Below are 20,095 nucleotides of genomic sequence, written 5' to 3' on the forward strand. Positions count from 1 at the left end.
CTTTTTGAATCTTTTCAGATTCGCTTTGCTGTTTTCAGCAGCGTGTTATATCTTATCAGATGTTTTCGCTTTTGTCAACAACTTTTTTATTTTTCTTTCCAGACTTTTTTGTCTTTCAGAGAAAAAAAGAATCATCTGGAATAGAGCGGAGAAAGAGGGATTTGAACCCTCGCGCCGGTTGCCCGACCTACACCCTTAGCAGGGGCGCCTCTTCGGCCTCTTGAGTATTTCTCCGAATTTCATAATTCCATATGATCTTGCGCTTCAACTTACGTTTTCAGACGCATTGCCTATTATATAGCACGGACTCCACTTTGTCAACAACATTTTCAAAAAAATTTCGCAGCAGATCTTGCCGGTTTGAAATGCACAGCATCGGCAAGATCCCGCTGCTATTGCGCAGCACGCGAATAAGAGCGGATTGCGGTTTCATACAGGTTATTTCCCTCTGAATCAATGACAACGATCACAGGAAAATCCTTTACCTCCAGTTTGCGGATTGCCTCGGTTCCCAGATCATCATACGCGATCACTTCGGAGGAAAGGATGCATTTGGAAAGCAGTGCACCTGCGCCTCCGACTGCAGCAAAATAAACACAGCTATTTCTTACGACCGCATCGATCACCGCCTGGCTTCTTTTTCCCTTTCCGATCATGGCACCGAGTCCCAGATCAATTAATTTCGGAGCATACTTATCCATGCGGCTTGCGGTAGTCGGTCCTGCTGAGCCGATCGGTCTGCCCTCCCTGGCCGGTGAAGGTCCCATATAATAAATGACATTGCGCTCCATATCAATGGGAAGCGACTTTCCTGCATCCAGTGCTTCCTGCATCCGTTTATGAGCAGCATCTCTTGCGGTATAAATCGTTCCGGTCAGGTATACATAGTCCCCTGCTCTCAGACTTTTTGCATCTTCTTTGCTGATCGGTACCTGAATTTTTCTGTCCATAGGAATCTCCTTCTATAATACACGGTGTGCGTGACGGTTTACATGACAACAGATATTAATTGCAACTGGAAGTCCGGCAATATGGGTTGGATAGGTCTCGATATTCACGGATAATGCTGTTACACGTCCGCCCAGGCCTCCCGGTCCGATTCCCAATCCGTTGATGCGCTCCAGCATTTCTTTTTCCAGGTCTGCTACATAAGGAACCTCGGAATGCTCATGCAGATTTCTGGTCAGGGCATGCTTTGCCATGATGGCGCATTTCTCAAAGGTGCCGCCAATTCCTACACCCACAACCATAGGCGGGCATGCGTTCGGACCGGCATCCTTTACTGCCGTCAGAATGGCATTCTTTACGCCCTCGATTCCGTCTGCCGGCTTCAGCATAAAGACGCGGCTCATATTCTCACTGCCAAAGCCTTTTGGTGCCAGCGTGATATCGATACGGTCACCCTCCACAATCTCATAATGAATGATAGCCGGAGTATTATCCTTCGTATTTTCTCTTAAGATCGGATCCTTCACAACGGACTTTCTCAAAAAGCCATCTACATAACCATCGTGTACGCCCTGGTTGATGGCATCGGTCAGGCTGCCGCCTTCCAAATGCACATCCTGGCCTACCTTGATAAATACAACTGCCATTCCGGTGTCCTGGCAGATCGGGATCATATCCGCACCTGCGATCTTAAGGTTTTCCTGCAGCTGGTTTAAAATCTGTTTTCCAAGCGGTGATTCTTCCTGCTCTACTGCCAGCTTCATCCGCTCTGCCATATCTTCTGATAAAAAATGATTGGCTTCGATACACATTTCTTTTACTGCAGCTGTAATTTCACTTACGTTTACTGTTCTTATCATCTTCTGACCATCTCCTATTAAATGTGAAAATCTATATTTCCTATGGAACCTAAAAATGCTGCCAGCTGCCCTTCCCTCTTATTTCAGGGAAAACAGCCGGCAGCATCCTCGTTTACTTGCCTTTTAATTTTATTCTTACAAGGACCAGACCCTGTTCTTTATTCCTGCTGATCTGTTTCTTGTTCGGAAAGTTCCAGATCTTCGATTCCATCTCCCTCGGATTTTGCTCCGTCATCCCGCACCTTCGCGATGCTTGCTACGCGGATATCAGAATCCGGATCGATGTTCATCAGCTTGACACCGGAAGTGTTCCGGCCGATTACAGAAATATCCTCTACGGAAATACGGATCACAACGCCCTCGTTCGTGATCATCATAATGTCATGATCGTCGTGTACCAGCTTTGCACCTACGATATCACCGGTCTTTTCGGTGATCTTGTAACAGAGCACACCTTTACCGCCACGGTTCTGTGCCGTGAACTCCTCGATCGGGGTCCGTTTGCCCATACCGTTCTCAGAAACGATCAAAAGCTTTTCACCCTGGGTATCCATCTGCATGCCGACTACTTCATCGCCTTCATTCAGCTTCATACCGATCACACCCATGGATACACGGCCGGTTACGCGCACATCGGTCTCATGGAAGCGGATGCACTGTCCCTTCTTCGTTACCAGGAAGATATCTTTCGTATTATCGGTTGCCTTTACTTCGATCAGCTCATCATTTTCCTTCAGCACGATTGCCTGAAGACCGTTCTTGCGGACGTTCTCGTATTCCTTTACCGGAGTCTTCTTGACCATGCCGCCGCGGGTTGCCATGAACAGATAATCGGTCTCATGGTATTCCTTCACCGGAATAATCGCCGTGATCTTCTCCTCCGGCTGCAGCTGCAGAAGATTGATGATCGCAGTTCCGCGGGCGGTTCTGCTGCCCTCCGGGATTGCGTAAGCCTTCAGGCGGTATACGCGGCCTTTGTTGGTGAAGAACATAATGTAATTGTGAGTCTTGGTCAGGAGCAGGTCTTCGATGTAATCTTCATCGATCGTCTGCATGCCCTTGATTCCCTTACCGCCGCGGTTCTGGTTCTTGAAATTATCGACGCTCATGCGCTTGATGTAGCCAAGCTTGGTCATCGCCACGATGGTATTCTCATTCGGAATCAGATCCTCCATGGACATATCAAACTCGTCAAAGCCAATGGCAGTCTTACGGTCATCGCCGTACTTGTCAGAGATCACAAGGATTTCCTCGCGGATCACGCCTAACAGCTTTTTCTCATCTGCCAGGATTGCCTTTAACTCCTCAATCTTTGCCATCAGGTCTTTGTATTCGTTTTCCAGCTTCTCCCGTTCCAGACCGGTCAGTGCACGCAGACGCATGTCTACGATTGCCTGAGACTGGGCATCGCTGAGTCCGAAGCGCTCCATCAACTGCTGCTTTGCAATCTGGACATTCTCAGAACCACGGATGATGCGGATGACCTCATCGATGTGGTCTAAGGCGATCAGCAAGCCCTGTAAGATGTGGGCACGCTCCTCTGCTTTATTTAAATCGTATTTTGTTCTTCTGGTAACAACATCTTCCTGATGACGCAGATAGTAAGTCAGCATCTCAAGCAGATTTAATACTTTTGGCTGGTTATCGACCAGAGCCAGCATGATGACACCAAAGGTATCCTGCAGCTGGGTATGCTTTAACAACTGGTTTAAGATCACGTTTGCGTTGACGTCACGGCGCAGCTCAATGACAATGCGCATACCCTGACGGTCAGACTCATCGCGCAGATCAGTAATTCCGTCGATCCGTTTTTCCTTGACCAGCTCTGCGATCTTCTCGATCAGTCTTGCCTTGTTTACCAGATACGGAAGCTCGGTCACTACAATACGGCTCTTACCGTTCGGCATCGTCTCGATATCGGATACTGCACGTACCCGGATCTTGCCGCGTCCGGTGCGGTAGGCTTCCTCAATGCCTGCTTTTCCAAGGATCGTTGCTCCGGTCGGAAAGTCCGGGCCTTTTACGATCTCTAAAATTTCTTCCAGGGTTGTGTCGCGGTCTTCCTCGATACGGTTGTCGATCAGCTTTACGACAGCACCAATGACCTCACGCAGATTGTGAGGCGGAATGTTGGTTGCCATACCAACTGCAATACCGGTAGTACCGTTCACTAACAGGTTCGGATACCGGGCCGGGAGCACAACCGGCTCTTTCTCGGTCTCATCGAAGTTCGGTATAAAATCAACGGTATCTTTTCCAATGTCAGCCAGCATCTCCATGGAGATCTTGCTTAAGCGGGCCTCGGTATATCGCATCGCAGCCGCACCATCGCCATCCACGGAACCAAAGTTTCCATGCCCGTCCACCAGCGGATAACGGGTAGACCATTCCTGTGCCATATTTACAAGAGCTCCATAGATAGAGCTGTCACCATGCGGGTGATATTTACCCATGGTATCGCCGACGATACGCGCGCATTTTCTGTGTGGCTTATCCGGTCCATTATTCAGCTCGATCATGGAATAAAGCACACGGCGCTGAACCGGCTTTAAACCGTCCCGCACATCCGGCAGGGCACGGGACGCGATAACGCTCATGGCATAGTCGATATAGGATTTTTCCATCGTGGATTTCAAATCTATATCGTGAACTTTATCAAAAATATTTGGTTCCATATTGTTCTCCTTGTTGTCTCATTGTTACGGTTGCATATCCGTCCGGCATCCTGCAGAATACTGTAGGCCATGAACAGCTGCCTGCTGCCCAAAGCCTTGCACTGCCCAGTTAGATGTCCAGATTCTGTACATATTTTGCGTTTGCCTCGATAAACTCACGGCGCGGCTCAACCTGGTCACCCATTAAGGTGGTAAAGGTCAGATCCAGCTCGGATGCCACATCGTCGTCCATGTTGACACGAAGCAGGATACGGCGCTCCGGATCCATGGTGGTCTCCCAGAGCTGCTCTGCATCCATCTCTCCCAGACCTTTGTAACGCTGAATTTTATTGTTATTGTCTCGTCCCACTTCTTTGATGATCGAAGCCAGTTCTTCATCGCTGTAAGCGTACCAGATCTTTTTATTCTTTTCCAGTTTGTATAACGGCGGCTGTGCCAGGTATACATGCCCCTGCTTGATCAGCTCTGGCATGAAGCGGTATAAGAAGGTCAGCATCAGGGTACTGATATGGGCTCCGTCTACATCCGCATCGGTCATGATGATGATCTTGTGATAACGCAGCTTGGAAATATCGAAATCGTCATGGATTCCGGTTCCGAATGCCGTGATCATCGCCTTGATCTCCGCATTGGCATAGATCTTGTCCAGTCTTGCCTTCTCCACATTTAAAATCTTACCGCGCAGCGGCAGGATCGCCTGGGTATCTCTGGAGCGGGCTGTCTTCGCAGAACCGCCTGCGGAGTCTCCCTCTACGATAAAGATCTCACATTTTTCCGGATCCTTGTTGGAACAGTCTGCCAGCTTGCCCGGAAGTGCCATTCCCTCTAATGCAGTCTTTCTTCTGGTTAAGTCACGGGCCTTTCTCGCTGCGGCACGGGCACGCTGGGCCAGAACAGATTTCTCGCAGATGGTCTTGGCTGCAGCAGGATTCTGCTCTAAGAAGTACGTCAGCTGCTCACTGACGATACTGTTTACCGCTCCCATGGCCTCGCTGTTTCCAAGCTTCTGCTTGGTCTGGCCCTCAAACTGTGGCTCCTCGATCTTGATGCTGACGATCGCAGTTAAGCCCTCACGGATATCTTCACCGCTTAAATTCGGCTCGCTGTCCTTTAACAGCTTATTCTTGCGGGCATAATCGTTGATGGTCTTGGTCAGCGCATTTTTTAAACCAGCCAGATGGGTACCACCCTCCGGGGTATTTACGTTATTTACGAAGGTATAGATGTTCTCGGTATAAGAATCGTTATGCTGCATGGCAACCTCAACAAACACACCGTCTCTGGTGCCTTCACAGTAAATCACATTATCGTAGAGCGCTGCCTTGCCCTTGTTTAAGTAGGTAACAAATTCCTGGATACCACCCTCATAATGGAATACTTTTTCTTTCTTTTCTTCCCGGTCGTCCCGCAGAGTGATCTTTAATGCCTTGGTTAAAAACGCAGTCTCCTGAAGACGGATACGCAGGATATCGAAATCATATACGGTCTCTTCGAAAATTTCCGGGTCTGGCAGGAAATGAACCTCGGTTCCGTGTTTGTCCGCATCGCATTCCCCAACTACCTTTAACGGATACATCACCTTACCACGCTCATAGCGCTGCTGGTAGATCTTGCCATCCTGGTAAACACGTACCTCCAGCCAGGTAGAGAGAGCATTTACAACCGACGCGCCTACGCCATGCAGACCGCCGGATACCTTGTATCCCCCACCACCGAATTTGCCGCCGGCATGAAGGATCGTAAAGACAACCTCTACCGCAGGAATACCGGCTTTTTTCTGAATGCCGACCGGAATGCCGCGACCATCATCCAGTACCGTGATGGAATTGTCTTCATGGATCGTGACGTCAATTCTGTCACAGTAACCGGCCAGAGCTTCATCTACCGCATTATCTACAATCTCATAAACCAGGTGATGAAGTCCCCTGGACGAAGTGCTGCCAATATACATACCAGGTCTCTTCCGGACCGCTTCCAGCCCTTCCAGGATCTGAATCTGGTCTGCTCCGTATTCTGCACTCATGTTATTTCCTCCTAGTCAAAAATATCTCTATTGCTTATCTATCGTCAGTTTTCACTGGTCACGGTTCCGTTTACCACGCAAAACAGCTTATCCATCTGAAAACGGTTATTTACAAAATCCTCCAATCCGGTACAGGTGATCATTGTCTGGATATGATCAATCGCAGACAGAAGATGGTTCTGCCGCTCCCCGTCCAGCTCAGAAAGAACATCATCCAGTAAAAGGATGGGGTAATCGCGCACCAGCTTTTTTACAAGCTCAATCTCTGCCAGCTTTAACGACAGCGCCGCAGTGCGCTGCTGTCCCTGGGAACCAAATTTCCGGATATCGATATCACCGGTGTAAAAACCAATGTCATCCCGGTGCGGACCCACCAGGGTTGTCTTCTGTTTCACATCCTGGCTGCGGCTTCTGGCAATGCCTGCTTCCAGCTCCTCTGCCTGGGAATTGGGATCGTACACGATCCTTAAGTTTTCTTTTCCGCCGGACAGCTTCTGGTGAATCTCAGAAATGATCTCATTGAGCTGTCCGATAAATTCTTCCCGGAAGCGGATCACTTCTTTTCCATACTGGACTAGCTGCATATCCCACACATCCAGGGTTCCTTCATATTCCGGATGAAAGAACAGCTCTTTCAGAAGCTTATTCCTCTGCAGCAGGACCCGGTTGTATGATACCAGAGAGTGCACGTAAAGCTTATTTAACTGGCACAATTCCAGGTCAATGAATTTGCGCCGCTCCGCCGGACCGTTTTTAATCAGGTTTAAGTCCTCCGGTGAGAAAAACACCACATTCACAATCCCAAACAGCTCACTGGCTTTCCGGATCGGAATCCCGTTGATCGCCACACCCTTTGCCTTATTTTTCTTTAAATGCATATCGATGCGGTACGGGACATCCCGCTTGCGCACCGTAAGCTTAATATGGGATTCATCATTCTGGAACCGGATCATCTCCCGGTCCTTGCTGCCGCGGTGTGATTTGGTGGTGCAGCAGACATAAACTGCCTCTAAAATGTTCGTCTTTCCCTGGGCATTGTTCCCGTAAAGAATATTGGTGCCCGGAGAAAACTCCATATGTAATTGATCGTAATTCCGGTAATTCTGAAGCTCAATGGACTCTATGATCATAATGTAATCCGGATAGTCTCTCCCTGAAAAGTTACTTCATCGCCGTCGTGAAGTTTTTTGCCACGCTGGTACTCTACATTTCCGTTTACCTTTACCAGTCCGTCCTCGATTGCATACTTGGCATCGACGCCAGATTCGCAAAGACCAGCTGCCTTTAAGGCCTGGCCAAGCTTGATATATTCATCTCTCAGTTTAATGATTTCCATAATTTTCCTCTCTAAACCTCTGTTTGCTCTGTTTCGTATCCATTTGTACGCTGCTGTTCACGCTTTGCGCAAACAGCAACGGATTTTACCGATGCTTTATAGCACCCTGGTGCCCTCATGGTTTTATGCTTCATTGATAAAGTTTACAGGCAGGATCAGATAAATATAGGTTCCTTCTTCATCCTTGATAAAGCATGGGGACTTCGGGTTCATCATGTAAAGCTCCACATCCTCATCGTCAATGACACGAAGCGCATCCAGCAAAAATTTCGGATTGAATGCGATCATGATATCTTTACCGGATTTGTGTGCCGGAACATTGGCATTCATAGAACCGAATGCGGACTTCACCCTCATGTTCAGATTATTATCTTCTACATTCATGATGATCGGTTTGCGGTCACTGTCGCGGATCAGGATCATCGCGCGGTCGATATTATCCATAAAATCACGTTTATTGATCTTTACACGGGTCTCATAATCGCTGGAAAGCATATGGTCAATCTTAAAGTACTCGCCTTCGATCAGGCGGGAAACCACTACAGTATCATCGAATTCAAATAAAATGTGATTTTTGCTGAAATAAATAAGAACCTCTTTTTCATTGTCACCTGTCAGGATCTTACTGATCTCAGAAAGTGTCTTACCCGGAACTATAACCTTATGGTTATCATAATGTTCTTTTAGCTGAATGTTGCGGATGGAGATCCGGTGTCCGTCCAGGGAAACCACCTTGAGAAAATCATCTTTCACTTCCAGAAGCTCGCCCGCCATCATCTTATTGCTGTCATTTGGAGAGATGGAGAAAATAGTCTGCCGGATTGCTTCTTTTAAGGTAAACTGGCTCAGACTGATATGCTGGTCCCGCTCAATATAAGGTAAATAAGAAAATTCTTCGCCGTCCCGGCCCTGGATATTGAATACTGCATTCTCACATTCAATGACCGTATTAAAATGATTATCAGAAGTAATCGATACGGGCGTATCGCCATCTGGAAGTTTTCTGATAATTTCAGAAAAAAGCTTTGCTTCCAGTGCAATTTTACCGCGTTCGAGGATGGAACCTTCTACTTTTGTCTCAATTCCCAGTTCCATATCATTACCGGTAAGCTTGATCTCATTGGTGTCGGCATCAATCAGAATGCACTCGAGGATGGACATGGTTGTTCTGGATGGAATTGCCTTGGATACAATATTGATTCCATTTAAGAGAGAGTCTTTCTTAAATTCGAGCTTCATGTTGATAACTTCCTTTCTGTCGGTTCAAAGTCTTTTTAAAGATATATAAAATAAAATTCCGTCGTAATCGTAGTAGGGGATGTGGATTTGTGTAAAAGCCTGTTCAGCCCAGAAAATAAAAGGATTTCCGGGCGTGAATAAGACTGTTGAAAACTCTCCTGAATCTTCTGGATGACTGGGAGGTTATCCACAAGTGGAAAAATGGAAAAAATTGTCTTGAAAAGTGTCCACAGAATACCCACAGGGAATCCACTGCTTTTCCACAGAAAAATGTGTATAACTGGAAAAGGGGGCTGTGGCATGTTTTATGTCAACCAAGCTAAGCTTTATGTTAACTAATTTACTGAGGACTGATTTTTTTCTTTAAAATATCGATCGTATTCTGGAGAGATGGATTCTTCTCCAGGTCTGCGCTGATGGTCTTAATGCCATGAAGGATCGTGGTATGATCACGGCCGCCCAGAGCTTTACCGATATTTTGCAGGCCGGTTTCTGTCATGGTACGGCACAAATACATGACGATCTGGCGCGGGTAAACGATTTCCTTGCTGCGCTTTGCGGACATAATGTCGAGCGGGGTAAGGTTAAAATGATCGGCAACGATCTGGATGATGAATTCCGGGGTAACCTCCTGCTTATCACCCGGAGCAATGATGTCTTTCAGTGCTTTTTCAGCCAGCTCAATGTCGATCTCACGGTTCTTTTCCAGCTTGGAAAGGGCAACAATCTTGGTGAGGGCACCTTCCAGCTCACGGATATTGGATTTGATGTTGGTCGCAATATACTTAATTACTTCATTATCTATATTGTAGCCTTCCATTTCCTCTTTTTTGCGGAGGATTGCCATACGGGTTTCGTAATCCGGAGACTGGATATCGACCGTCAGGCCCCATTCGAAACGGGAACGCAGGCGTTCTTCCAGGGTTTCAATTTCCTTCGGAGGTTTATCAGAAGAAATAATGATCTGTTTTTTGGCCTCGTGAAGTGCATTGAAGGTGTGGAAAAATTCCTCCTGGGTACTTTCCTTACCAATGATGAACTGGATATCATCGATCAGAAGTACATCGTTGTTGCGGTATTTTTCGCGGAATTCCGTGGTGGAAATGTTGTTTTTATTACGGATCGCATCGATCAGCTCATTGGTAAACTTCTCGGAAGTAACGTAAAGGATCTTGGCTTTCGGGTTGTTTTTTAAAATAAAGTTTGCAATGGAGTGCATCAGGTGCGTTTTTCCAAGACCTACGCCTCCATAAATGAAAAGCGGGTTGTAAATCTCTCCCGGAGATTCGGCAACAGCCAGGGATGCAGCATGTGCCAGGTTGTTATTGGCACCGACCACGAAGGTATCGAAGGTATACTTCGGGTTTAAGTTGGCGTTCTGCAGGGTGGCCGGGCTTACCGTATTGGTATTATTCTGAATCAGCTGGTTTGCAGATGCCGGTTCCGGAACAATGTCTTCCTCCACAAGAAACTGGACCGTATCACACTTGATGCCGGTAACTTCTTCAATGGATACTTTCAGCATGACACTGTATTTCTTCTTAATATATCCGAGGAAATTGGCATCCGGAACGATGATCTTCACGATGTTTCCCGGCTGCTCTAAGGCATAGACCTCCAATGGGAGAAGCCAGGTATCGAAGGAGACATCGGAGATCTCATATTCTTCTTTTAAATATTTCAGTATGTCGTTCCATTTTTCTTTCAGTGTTTCTAACATTCTTTCAGTCTCCTGTACTTAATCTATACGGGTGGTTGCTGTGCGGCCATGATCAGAATTAAAATCCGGCGTAAGCTATCCACAGTGTATGTGGAAAAAAATGGGCCTGTTTGTGGATATGCGAGAGCACCCAATCTAGAAACATTGTATACCATAAACGGCTGTTTTTCAATGAAAACCGAAAAATCTTAGCCGTTTTGTGAAAATTATCAACAGACTTATCCACAAGTTGTGGATAACTTATTCACAATATCAACAGGTTGTGTGTGGGAGGTCTTTGGAGATCCTTTATTTTTTGTGGATTTCCTGCGGATTCTTTTTTAAGAAAAGGCTTGACGAACCCGCATGTTTTCTATATAATTGAGAAGATGTTTAATTAAAATAGTCGTAATGTGTTCAATCAAATAAGCGATGTAAAAAAGGAGGTGCCGCAACATGAAGATGACTTTCCAGCCGAAAAATAGACAGAGATCTAAGGTTCATGGCTTCAGAGCTAGAATGAGTACTCCAGGTGGAAGAAAAGTATTAGCTGCAAGAAGAGCAAAAGGAAGAGCGAAATTATCCGCTTAATGAATCATTGAATTGAAGGTCACAAGAAATTGTGACCTTTTGTATTTTGTATTACCAGATGAAAAAGTAGTGGTATGGTGGTAATAGAAGATGAAACGATTTCCGAGTATTAAAAAGAATTCTGATTTCCAGGCAATTTACCGCACTGCGAAATCCTATGCCAACAGACAGTTGGTCATGTATGTAAAAAAGACCGGGGGGCAGCAGTCCCGTATTGGAATATCGGTCAGTAAAAAGGTTGGAAACAGCGTGGTGAGACATCATCTGGCCCGTCTGGTTCGGGAAAGTTTCCGGCTGAACCGGGACACATTGGAAGAAGGATTAGACATCGTTGTGGTAGCGAGAGCTGCTGCGAAAGACTCAGATTACAAGACAATTGAACGTGCATTTATGCACCTGTGCGGACTGCATAACATTATAAGAGAATCGAAGTGAGAATATGATAAGCAGGATTATGGATCTGATCAAAAAGCTTCTTATATTAATGATACGCGGGTACCAGATTTTTTTATCCCCGTTAAAAGTAAGAACTCACTGTATTTACACGCCGACGTGCTCCCAATACGCCATTGAGGCACTTACCAGGTACGGCGTGGTGAAAGGTTTATGGTTGTCTGTGAAGAGGATACTCCGGTGTCATCCATGGGCAGAAGGCGGTTATGACCCAGTTCCGTAACACATGAGGAGGTAGCACATTGGATTACTTAGTATTAACGAAGGTTCATGGGGCGATTCTTGGTCCGATTTCCCAGATCCTGGGTTGGATCCTGAATATACTGGTTGAGTTTACCAATTCCTTTGGTATCCTGAACATTGGTTTATCTATTATTTTATTTACCTTAGTTGTGAAAGTACTGATGTTCCCATTGACGATCAAGCAGCAGAAGGCATCCAAGCTGATGGCTGTCATGCAGCCTGAGCTGCAGGCGATCCAGGCAAAGTACAAGGGTAAGAAAGACAATGACTCCATGATGAAGATGAACGTGGAGACGAAGGCTGTTTATGAAAAATACGGCACGTCCATGACTGGAGGATGTCTCCAGCTTGTGATCCAGATGCCGATTCTGTTTGCACTGTACCGCGTGATTTACTGTATTCCGGCTTATGTTATGCCGGTAAAGGAGCATTTTTTAAATGTGGTTTATGCACTGACCGGAACTTCTTCCGTGTCTTCCCTGACTGAGGGAGCAGCAGCAAGCCTGCTGCAGTTTGCGACTGACCACAATATCGCATTAACAGGAGTGAACCCGATCGGAGATCTGACCGGGGTAAGCGGTGAGGCGCTGGCCAATAAAATGGTCGATATCCTTTATAAGCTGAATCCGGCACAGTGGGGAGATTTAGCGCAGGCATTCCCGGGTGCAGCATCTGTCATTGCAGACAATGCGGCTACTATCGAGAAGATGAACACCTTCCTTGGTATCAACCTGTCATCGAACCCGTTTAACGGAAGCTTTGTGCCGAACCTGGCATGGCTGATCCCGATTCTGGCAGGTTTAACCCAGTACGCCAGCACCAAGCTGATGATGGCATCCCAGCCGAAGAAGAATAATGAGGAAGATATGGGCTCCCAGATGATGCAGAGCATGAACGTTACCATGCCGCTTATGTCTGTATTTTTCTGCTTTACCTTCCCGGCAGCGATCGGTATCTACTGGGTAGCCAGCAGTGCGTTCCAGCTTCTGCAGCAGCTGATCGTAAATTCTTACCTGAATAAGGTGGATATGGATGATCTGATCCGCAAGAATGTGGAGAAGGCAAACAAGAAACGCGCGAAAAAAGGTCTTCCGCCTCAGAAGGTGAACCAGAATGCGACTGCAAGCCTGAAACATATGGAGGCTGTTGCAGCGAAGGAAGAGGCAGAGCGTGCCGAGAAGATCGAGAAGACCAAAAAGCAGGTAGAGCAGGCTAACAGCTATTATAATAAGAATGCGAAGCCTGGCAGTCTGGCATCTAAGGCAAACATGGTTGCCAGATATAACGAAAAACACAATAATAAATAAGGGGGTAACACCATGGATGGGAAGATTACAATCTCTGCCAATACATTGGACGAGGCAATCACAAAAGCATTGATTGAACTGCAGACGACCAGTGAGCATCTTCATTATGAAGTTGTACAGAAGGAGAGCGCTGGTCTGCTTGGCATCTTTGGTAAGAAACCCTGTATCATCCGTGCCCATGTGATGAGTGAGGCGGAGGAGAAGGAGCTGGCTGAGGCAAAGAAGCTGGAGGCCCAAAAAGCTGCTGAAGCGAAAAAGGCTGAGGAAGCGAAAAAGGCGGAAGCACAAAAAGCTGCCGAAGCAGCGAAGAAGGCTGCGCAGGCCAAGGCTGCCAGAAATGCAGAAGAGGCCAGAAAGACAGAAGCTGTTAAAACAAAGAAGGCAGAAGCAGCACCTGCAATGAAGGCTCCGGTTTCCGAAAAAGCGGCAGCAAAGCATGAGGCAGTAGCTGCACCGGAGACAGCACAGGAAGCTGCCTCTGAGGAAATGCCGAAGAAGGCTTCTGTAAAGATCAACGAGGATGCTGTAAAAAAAGCAGCGAAGGAATTCCTGGAGCAGGTATTTGGCGCGATGGGAATGCAGGTTTCCATCGAGACAGTATACAATGCCAGCGACCGGGAGCTTCTGGTTTCCATGGAAGGTGATGACATGGGAATCCTCATCGGAAAACGTGGCCAGACACTGGATTCCTTACAGTATCTGGTAAGCCTGGTTGTAAATAAGGAGACCGAAGGCTATTTACGTGTAAAGCTTGATACAGAGAATTACCGCGAGAGAAGAAAAGAGACGCTGGAAAATCTGGCGAAAAATATTTCTTACAAGGTAAAGCGGACCAAGCATCCGGTATCCTTAGAGCCGATGAATCCGTATGAGAGAAGAATCATTCATTCCGCACTTCAGAACGATAAATACGTTATGACAAGAAGTGAGGGTGAAGATCCGTTCCGCCATGTTGTCATTTCTTTAAAGAAAGAGGTACCGGCGGGAAATGGAAGAAAAGAGCGTTATGGTTCCCGCCGCGATAACCGTGGAAGAGGAAGAAACGCAGAAAACAAAGCGCCGAAAGCAGAAGCAGCTGCAGAGAAAAAAGAGGCTGCAGTGAAAGAAGCTGAGGCATAAGAAAAGCTGGACACGTACACGTGAACAGCAGGTAGTGCATAAGGAAAAGCATCAGGCGGGTGTCTGGTAGTGGTTCGGCCACCACCTGGCATCCGCTTTTTCGTTTTTTATATTTATGGATGGACCGGTCAGTGCAGACCGGGTCGGAGGAAATTATGCTGAAGGATAGAAGTTCAGATACGATCACGGCCATTGCAACGGCCATGAGCAGTTCCGGAATCGGAATCATCCGTGTAAGCGGAGACCAGGCAGTTCCGATTGTAAGCCGGATTTTTGAGAGTAAAAAAGGAAATTTCGATTTAAACACAGCGCCATCGCACCGGATCTACTATGGAATGATCCACGATGGGGACGAGATGCTGGATGAAGTGCTGGTCATGCTGATGCGGGGGCCGCACAGCTATACGGCAGAAGACACGGTGGAGATTGATTGCCATGGCGGTGTTTTAGTGATGAAAAAAATACTGGAGACAGTAATTAAATATGGAGCAAGACCGGCAGAGCCGGGAGAATTTACCAAGCGGGCATTTTTAAACGGGCGGATCGATCTGTCCCAGGCAGAGGCAGTCATTGATGTGATCAATGCTCAGAACGATTACGCAGTGAAAAGCTCCGTCAGCCAGCTGAAGGGCTCTGTATCAAAAAAGGTGAAAGATTTACGGGAGCGGATCCTGTACCAGATCGCTTTTATTGAATCGGCATTGGACGATCCGGAGCATATTTCCCTGGATGGATACGAGGAGGAGCTGTCTGGAAAGCTGGATACTATGACTGGGGAAATAGAAAAGCTGGTGCGTTCCGCAGACAGCGGAAGAGTGGTATCTGAGGGAATCCGTACGGTCATTCTGGGAAAACCAAATGCGGGAAAATCTTCCTTAATGAATGTACTGCTTGGGGAAGAACGTGCAATTGTAACAGATATTGCAGGAACCACGCGGGACACGCTGGAGGAGCATATTCGCATGCATGGTATCAGCCTGAACATCATCGACACAGCTGGCATCCGGGAGACAGACGATGTGGTGGAGCAGATCGGTGTCAGCAGGGCAAAGCTGGCAGCAGATGAGGCGGATCTGATCATTTATGTTGTGGATGGATCGAGAGAGCTGGATGAAAACGATGCCCAGATCATGGAGCTGATCCGTGACCGCAAAGCTGTGGTGCTGCTAAACAAAACAGATCTGGAGACGGTGATCAGCGAAGAACTGCTGCAGGAGAAGACTGGCAAGACGGTTATTTCCATCTCAGCGAAAGAGGAGACCGGTATTGACAAACTGGAAAAAACGATCCAGAATCTGTTTTATGAGGGAAGCATTGATTTTAACGATGAGATCCTGATCACAAATGTACGCCATAAGACTGCACTGCAGAATGCATTAAACAGTCTGTATATGGTAAAGCAGAGTATTGAAAACCAGATGCCGGAGGATTTTCTGACGATTGACCTGATGGACGCGTATGAGCAGCTTGGAACCATTATCGGGGAAGCCGTGGAGGATGATCTGGTCAATGAGATCTTTGGTAAGTTCTGTATGGGAAAATAAAGTTACTAAGTTGTGTGGGAATGCTTTAGGAACTGTGGGAGGATGAGACAGTTCCCTGGTAAGAAAGATTAGCTGGAAGGAATTAAGAATATGCCATACTTAGAAGAATCGTATGATATTGTAGTTGTCGGTGCCGGGCATGCCGGATGTGAGGCAGCGCTGGCCTGTGCAAGACTAGGGCTTGAGACGATCGTGTTTACCGTCAGTGTAGACAGTATTGCCCTGATGCCCTGCAACCCGAATATCGGAGGAAGCTCCAAGGGACATTTAGTGCGCGAGCTGGATGCTCTGGGCGGAGAAATGGGAAAAAATATAGATAAGACCTTTATCCAGTCCAAGATGTTAAATGAGTCTAAGGGACCTGCAGTCCATTCCCTGCGTGCGCAGGCAGACAAGCAGGATTACAGCAGACAGATGCGTCATACCATGGAAAACACGGACCATTTGACCATCCGTCAGGCAGAGGTATCTGAAATTATTGTGGAGGATCACAAGATCACCGGTGTGAAGACCTATTCCGGGGCAGTTTACCACGCAAAGGCAGTAGTACTGGCCACCGGAACTTATTTGAAGGCACGCTGCATTTATGGCGATGTCAGCAATGCAACAGGGCCGAATGGCCTGCAGCCGGCGAACCATCTGACCGATTCCCTGATCGCTAACGGCATCGAGATGTTCCGTTTTAAGACCGGAACCCCGGCCCGTGCAGACCGCCGCAGCATCGATTTTTCCAAGATGGAAGAGCAGTTTGGTGACAAGCGGGTTGTCCCGTTTTCCTTCTCTACAGATCCAGAGTCCGTACAGAAGGAACAGGTTTCCTGCTGGCTGACCTACACCAATGAGGAGACACATCAGATCATCCGTGATAATCTTGGCCGCTCTCCGCTGTTCTCCGGTGCGATCGAAGGAACCGGGCCGCGCTATTGCCCGTCCATTGAGGATAAGGTAGTGAAATTCCCAGATAAGACACGTCATCAGGTATTTATTGAGCCGGAGGGACTTTACACCAATGAGATGTATCTGGGCGGTATGTCCAGCTCTTTGCCGGAGGATGTGCAGTATGCCATGTACCGGACGGTACCGGGGCTGGAGCATGTGCGGATCGTGCGCAACGCCTATGCAATTGAGTATGACTGCATCAATGCCCGCCAGTTAAAGCTTTCTCTGGAGTTTAAGGCAATCAGCGGTTTGTTCAGCGGTGGCCAGTTTAACGGAAGCTCCGGTTATGAGGAGGCAGCAGTGCAGGGCTTTATGGCGGGGGTAAATGCCGCTATGAAGGTGCTTGGACGCGAGCCAGTTATTCTGGACCGTTCCCAGGCGTACATCGGCGTTTTGATCGATGATCTTGTGACAAAAGAGAACCATGAGCCATATCGTATGATGACTTCCCGTGCGGAGTACCGCCTGTTGCTGCGTCAGGATAATGCAGACCTGCGTTTAAGGGGAATCGGCCATGAGATCGGCCTTGTCGATGATGAAACCTATGCAAGGGTTCTTCAGAAAGAAAAAGACATTCAGGCAGAGGCAGAGCGTCTGGAAAAAACATATGTAGGTGCCAATCCAAGAGTACAGGCGTTTCTGGAAGCACATAACAGCACGCTTTTAAAGACAGGTGCAACACTCGCAGAGCTTGTGCGCAGACCAGAATTAGATTATTTTATGTTAACTGAACTTGATGAGAAGCGGCCAGAACTGCCATACGATACTGCAGAACAGGTTAACATAAATATTAAATATGAAGGATATTTAAAGCGGCAGCAGCAGCAGGTAGCGCAGTTTAAGAAGCTGGAGAAGAAAAAACTGGATCCGGATTTCGACTACAGTACGGTAAACAGTCTGCGCAAAGAGGCGGTGCAGAAGCTAAACCTGTACAAACCATCATCGATCGGACAGGCATCCCGTATTTCCGGAGTATCCCCGGCAGATATTTCTGTGCTTCTGGTTCATCTGGAGCAGATGCGATATAGTAAGTAAAGGATTAAGGGATATTGTTGTTGTTTGCGCAATGTGTGAACAGTAACAATTTTCTGAATCAACGGACGTATTACTGGTATATCCGCGATATGTAATGCAACTGAAAATTCCGTATAAAACAGTTATAAGAGGCAGACTTTGCCGAAATTCCACACAGGAGGGATTATGGAACAGATTTTTGTGGATAAAATGAAGGCGGGAACCACGGAGCTGGGGATTACGCTTTCCGAACAGCAGATGGAGCAGTTTTATCATTATTATGAATTATTGGTAGAATGGAATAAGGTCATGAACCTGACTGGAATCACAGAGCTGGAAGAAGTGGTAAGCAAACATTTTATAGACAGCCTGGCACTTGTAAAAGCAGTGCCGCTTCAGGATGGCCGAAAAGCATCTGCTATTGATGTAGGGACAGGAGCAGGATTTCCGGGAATTCCGTTAAAAATTGCATTTCCGAATTTGAAGATCACCTTGCTGGATTCCTTAAATAAGAGAATCAAATTCTTAAACGAAGTGATCAGCCAGCTGGGACTTCAGAACGTAGAAACAATTCATGGAAGAGCAGAGGATTTTGGCCGGGATGCAAAATACCGTGAGCATTATGATTATTGTGTTTCCCGGGCAGTTGCTAACGCAGCAACCTTATCGGAATATTGCCTGCCATTCGTAAAAGTGGGTGGTGCATTTATTCCGTATAAATCCGGTAAAATAGATGAGGAGCTGGAGCAGGGAACCAAAGCGATCGAAAGCCTTGGCGGCAGCATTACAGATGTGATCCGTTTCGAACTGACCGGGGCAGATGCAGACCGATCCCTGGTGATGATTGATAAGATTGCTAAGACGGCGAAGAAATATCCGCGGAAAGCGGGAGTACCGTCGAAAGAGCCGATAGGGAAGTAACAATATCGCACAGTAAATATCAATAAGTCCGAAAGCCCCCGCCCCGCCATGCGTAAACGCATTCACGCGAATTTTCTCCCGTTTTGCTCCGCCGCCTATTGACCGTTCCTCCGCTAACTCGCTCACTGCGTTCGCTCAGACAGAGCTCCGAAACGGTCGCTATGCTCACAAAACGGGCAAAATTCGCTAACGAATGCTTATTACGCATGGCGGGGCGGGGGCTTTCTACTGCGTTGGCTCCACTACATAAAAACCTGCAACTACTACTGAAATGACAGAGATAGGCTAACTATCTGCCGAATCAGTAATGGTTGCAGGTTTTTATTCTAGTAAAGCCAGTAGACAGGAAACGCAAGCCAGCCGGTACAGGATAAGCATTTGTTTGAAAATCCGTGAGTGGGCGAGCATAGCGGCAGAATGAAGACCCTTGTTTGAGCACGCAACGCGTGCGAGTTTGGGTCGCAGTTCTGCTGATAGGCGGCGCAGCCCACGAGCAAAAGGATTTTCACCCAAATGTGTTCCTGTACCGGCTGGCTTGTGTTTCCGTATTTACAGAGACTTACTGTGCGATATTGTTACTTAGCAGGCACGATTTCAATCCAGTAGCCATCTGGATCGGAGATGAAGTAAATGCCCATTCCCTCGTTTTCGTAGCAGATTACGTTCTGTTGCCTGTGCTGCTCATGGAGCTTTTCGTACTCGTCCGTTACAAAGGCCAGATGAAATTCGCATTCGCCAAGGTTGTATGGCTCAGTGCGGTCGCGGAGCCAGGTGAGCTCTAAGGTGAAGTTGCTGGTGCCATCGCCCAGATAAACAAGCTTGAAGGAACCATCGGATGCTTCTTTCTCGCGAACAGGTTCCAGATTTAAAGTGTCTTTGTAGAATTTTAAACTCTTGTCTAAATCCAATACGTTAAAATTGAAGTGATTAAATTGAACCATAATACAAATCTCCTTTTTATTTAATTTCATGTTTCACGTGAAACATGAGTAATAACAAAAGTGATACTGAAAAAGTTTTCTGAAATGATATTTGGATTGAAAAAATGTTTCACGTGAAACATAAGCAAATAACAAAGGTAATGTTAAAAGAGTTCTCAAAAATGATATTTGGATTGAAAAAATGTTTCACGTGAAACATGGGTAAATAACAAAGGTGACGCTAAAAGAGTTTCCTAAAATTAT

The 20,095-nt window shown here is 46.9% G+C and carries 17 protein-coding genes and 1 tRNA gene; 8 read left to right on the plus strand and 10 right to left on the minus strand.

Annotated elements, in window-relative coordinates; translation table 11 throughout:
• Nucleotides 1-146: 146 nt before the first annotated feature.
• The 9 genes from DW922_RS13975 to dnaA all read right to left on the minus strand — a co-directional run bounded on the left by DW922_RS13975 (nt 147) and on the right by dnaA (nt 10,801).
• Nucleotides 147-234, minus strand: a tRNA-Ser gene (locus tag DW922_RS13975).
• Between the two features lie 158 nt (nt 235-392).
• A complete protein-coding gene (locus DW922_RS13980) occupies nt 393-950 on the minus strand; it encodes a Fe-S-containing hydro-lyase (RefSeq protein WP_118726902.1) in 558 nt (185 codons plus the stop codon).
• A 12-nt stretch (nt 951-962) separates the two neighbouring features.
• Nucleotides 963-1,805 carry a fumarate hydratase gene (locus tag DW922_RS13985; protein ID WP_347560323.1) on the minus strand — a complete coding sequence of 281 codons (843 nt, stop codon included), beginning with the start codon at nt 1,803-1,805 and terminating at the stop codon, nt 963-965.
• A gap of 161 nt (nt 1,806-1,966) precedes the next feature.
• Nucleotides 1,967-4,483 carry a DNA gyrase subunit A gene (gene gyrA, locus DW922_RS13990; protein ID WP_118726904.1) on the minus strand — a complete coding sequence of 839 codons (2,517 nt, stop codon included), beginning with the start codon at nt 4,481-4,483 and terminating at the stop codon, nt 1,967-1,969.
• A gap of 109 nt (nt 4,484-4,592) precedes the next feature.
• A complete protein-coding gene (gyrB, locus tag DW922_RS13995) occupies nt 4,593-6,506 on the minus strand; it encodes a DNA topoisomerase (ATP-hydrolyzing) subunit B (RefSeq protein WP_118544000.1) in 1,914 nt (637 codons plus the stop codon).
• Nucleotides 6,507-6,550: 44 nt separating this feature from the next.
• A complete protein-coding gene (gene recF, locus DW922_RS14000; RefSeq protein ID WP_118726905.1) occupies nt 6,551-7,636 on the minus strand; it encodes a DNA replication/repair protein RecF in 1,086 nt (361 codons plus the stop codon).
• Entirely contained in the window at nt 7,633-7,842 is a 210-nt protein-coding gene (locus tag DW922_RS14005; RefSeq protein ID WP_118718380.1) for an RNA-binding S4 domain-containing protein, read from the minus strand. The genes recF and DW922_RS14005 overlap by 4 nt, the downstream gene beginning before the upstream one ends.
• Before the next feature lie 123 nt (nt 7,843-7,965).
• Nucleotides 7,966-9,081 carry a DNA polymerase III subunit beta gene (gene dnaN / locus DW922_RS14010; RefSeq protein ID WP_118718381.1) on the minus strand — a complete coding sequence of 372 codons (1,116 nt, stop codon included), beginning with the start codon at nt 9,079-9,081 and terminating at the stop codon, nt 7,966-7,968.
• A 340-nt stretch (nt 9,082-9,421) separates the two neighbouring features.
• On the minus strand, nt 9,422-10,801 hold the full coding sequence (gene dnaA / locus DW922_RS14015) for a chromosomal replication initiator protein DnaA (protein ID WP_118726906.1): 1,380 nt from the start codon (nt 10,799-10,801) through the stop codon (nt 9,422-9,424).
• Nucleotides 10,802-11,236: 435 nt separating this feature from the next.
• On the opposite strand from dnaA, the gene rpmH reads away from it, so the two are divergent.
• The 8 genes from rpmH to rsmG all read left to right on the plus strand — a co-directional run bounded on the left by rpmH (nt 11,237) and on the right by rsmG (nt 18,911).
• On the plus strand, nt 11,237-11,371 hold the full coding sequence (gene rpmH, locus DW922_RS14020; RefSeq protein ID WP_118532075.1) for a 50S ribosomal protein L34: 135 nt from the start codon (nt 11,237-11,239) through the stop codon (nt 11,369-11,371).
• A gap of 90 nt (nt 11,372-11,461) precedes the next feature.
• Nucleotides 11,462-11,806 carry a ribonuclease P protein component gene (rnpA, locus tag DW922_RS14025; protein WP_118718382.1) on the plus strand — a complete coding sequence of 115 codons (345 nt, stop codon included), beginning with the start codon at nt 11,462-11,464 and terminating at the stop codon, nt 11,804-11,806.
• A gap of 25 nt (nt 11,807-11,831) precedes the next feature.
• The gene (gene yidD / locus DW922_RS14030) at nt 11,832-12,047 is read left to right on the plus strand and encodes a membrane protein insertion efficiency factor YidD (RefSeq protein WP_347560216.1); all 216 of its coding nucleotides are present in this window, start codon (nt 11,832-11,834) and stop codon (nt 12,045-12,047) included.
• Nucleotides 12,048-12,066: 19 nt separating this feature from the next.
• Nucleotides 12,067-13,374 carry a YidC/Oxa1 family membrane protein insertase gene (locus tag DW922_RS14035; protein WP_118726907.1) on the plus strand — a complete coding sequence of 436 codons (1,308 nt, stop codon included), beginning with the start codon at nt 12,067-12,069 and terminating at the stop codon, nt 13,372-13,374.
• A 12-nt stretch (nt 13,375-13,386) separates the two neighbouring features.
• Complete coding sequence (gene jag, locus DW922_RS14040) at nt 13,387-14,493, plus strand: RNA-binding cell elongation regulator Jag/EloR (RefSeq protein ID WP_118726908.1); 1,107 nt, start codon at nt 13,387-13,389, stop codon at nt 14,491-14,493.
• Nucleotides 14,494-14,648: 155 nt separating this feature from the next.
• The gene (mnmE, locus tag DW922_RS14045) at nt 14,649-16,037 is read left to right on the plus strand and encodes a tRNA uridine-5-carboxymethylaminomethyl(34) synthesis GTPase MnmE (RefSeq protein WP_118726909.1); all 1,389 of its coding nucleotides are present in this window, start codon (nt 14,649-14,651) and stop codon (nt 16,035-16,037) included.
• 90 nt (nt 16,038-16,127) lie between these two features.
• Entirely contained in the window at nt 16,128-18,011 is a 1,884-nt protein-coding gene (gene mnmG / locus DW922_RS14050) for a tRNA uridine-5-carboxymethylaminomethyl(34) synthesis enzyme MnmG (protein ID WP_118726910.1), read from the plus strand.
• A gap of 165 nt (nt 18,012-18,176) precedes the next feature.
• Complete coding sequence (gene rsmG, locus DW922_RS14055; RefSeq protein ID WP_118726911.1) at nt 18,177-18,911, plus strand: 16S rRNA (guanine(527)-N(7))-methyltransferase RsmG; 735 nt, start codon at nt 18,177-18,179, stop codon at nt 18,909-18,911.
• Nucleotides 18,912-19,486: 575 nt separating this feature from the next.
• Here the strand turns inward: rsmG and DW922_RS14060 are convergent.
• Nucleotides 19,487-19,852, minus strand: coding sequence for a VOC family protein (locus DW922_RS14060; protein WP_118726912.1), 366 nt, complete (start codon nt 19,850-19,852; stop codon nt 19,487-19,489).
• Nucleotides 19,853-20,095: the final 243 nt, after the last annotated feature.

Origin of the sequence: Clostridium sp. AM42-4 (genome assembly GCF_003480105.1) — a bacterium.
Classification (GTDB): Bacteria; Bacillota; Clostridia; order Lachnospirales; family Lachnospiraceae; genus Brotaphodocola.

Coding starts and splice junctions, on each gene's coding strand:
- DW922_RS13980 (WP_118726902.1), bottom strand. CDS start 950: ATGGACAGAAAAATTCAGGTACCGATCAGCAAAGAAGATGCAAAAAGT.
- gyrA (WP_118726904.1), bottom strand. CDS start 4,483: ATGGAACCAAATATTTTTGATAAAGTTCACGATATAGATTTGAAATCC.
- gyrB (WP_118544000.1), bottom strand. CDS start 6,506: ATGAGTGCAGAATACGGAGCAGACCAGATTCAGATCCTGGAAGGGCTG.
- recF (WP_118726905.1), bottom strand. CDS start 7,636: ATGATCATAGAGTCCATTGAGCTTCAGAATTACCGGAATTACGATCAA.
- DW922_RS14005 (WP_118718380.1), bottom strand. CDS start 7,842: ATGGAAATCATTAAACTGAGAGATGAATATATCAAGCTTGGCCAGGCC.
- dnaN (WP_118718381.1), bottom strand. CDS start 9,081: ATGAAGCTCGAATTTAAGAAAGACTCTCTCTTAAATGGAATCAATATT.
- dnaA (WP_118726906.1), bottom strand. CDS start 10,801: ATGTTAGAAACACTGAAAGAAAAATGGAACGACATACTGAAATATTTA.
- rpmH (WP_118532075.1), top strand. CDS start 11,237: ATGAAGATGACTTTCCAGCCGAAAAATAGACAGAGATCTAAGGTTCAT.
- rnpA (WP_118718382.1), top strand. CDS start 11,462: ATGAAACGATTTCCGAGTATTAAAAAGAATTCTGATTTCCAGGCAATT.
- jag (WP_118726908.1), top strand. CDS start 13,387: ATGGATGGGAAGATTACAATCTCTGCCAATACATTGGACGAGGCAATC.
- mnmE (WP_118726909.1), top strand. CDS start 14,649: ATGCTGAAGGATAGAAGTTCAGATACGATCACGGCCATTGCAACGGCC.
- mnmG (WP_118726910.1), top strand. CDS start 16,128: ATGCCATACTTAGAAGAATCGTATGATATTGTAGTTGTCGGTGCCGGG.
- rsmG (WP_118726911.1), top strand. CDS start 18,177: ATGGAACAGATTTTTGTGGATAAAATGAAGGCGGGAACCACGGAGCTG.
- DW922_RS14060 (WP_118726912.1), bottom strand. CDS start 19,852: ATGGTTCAATTTAATCACTTCAATTTTAACGTATTGGATTTAGACAAG.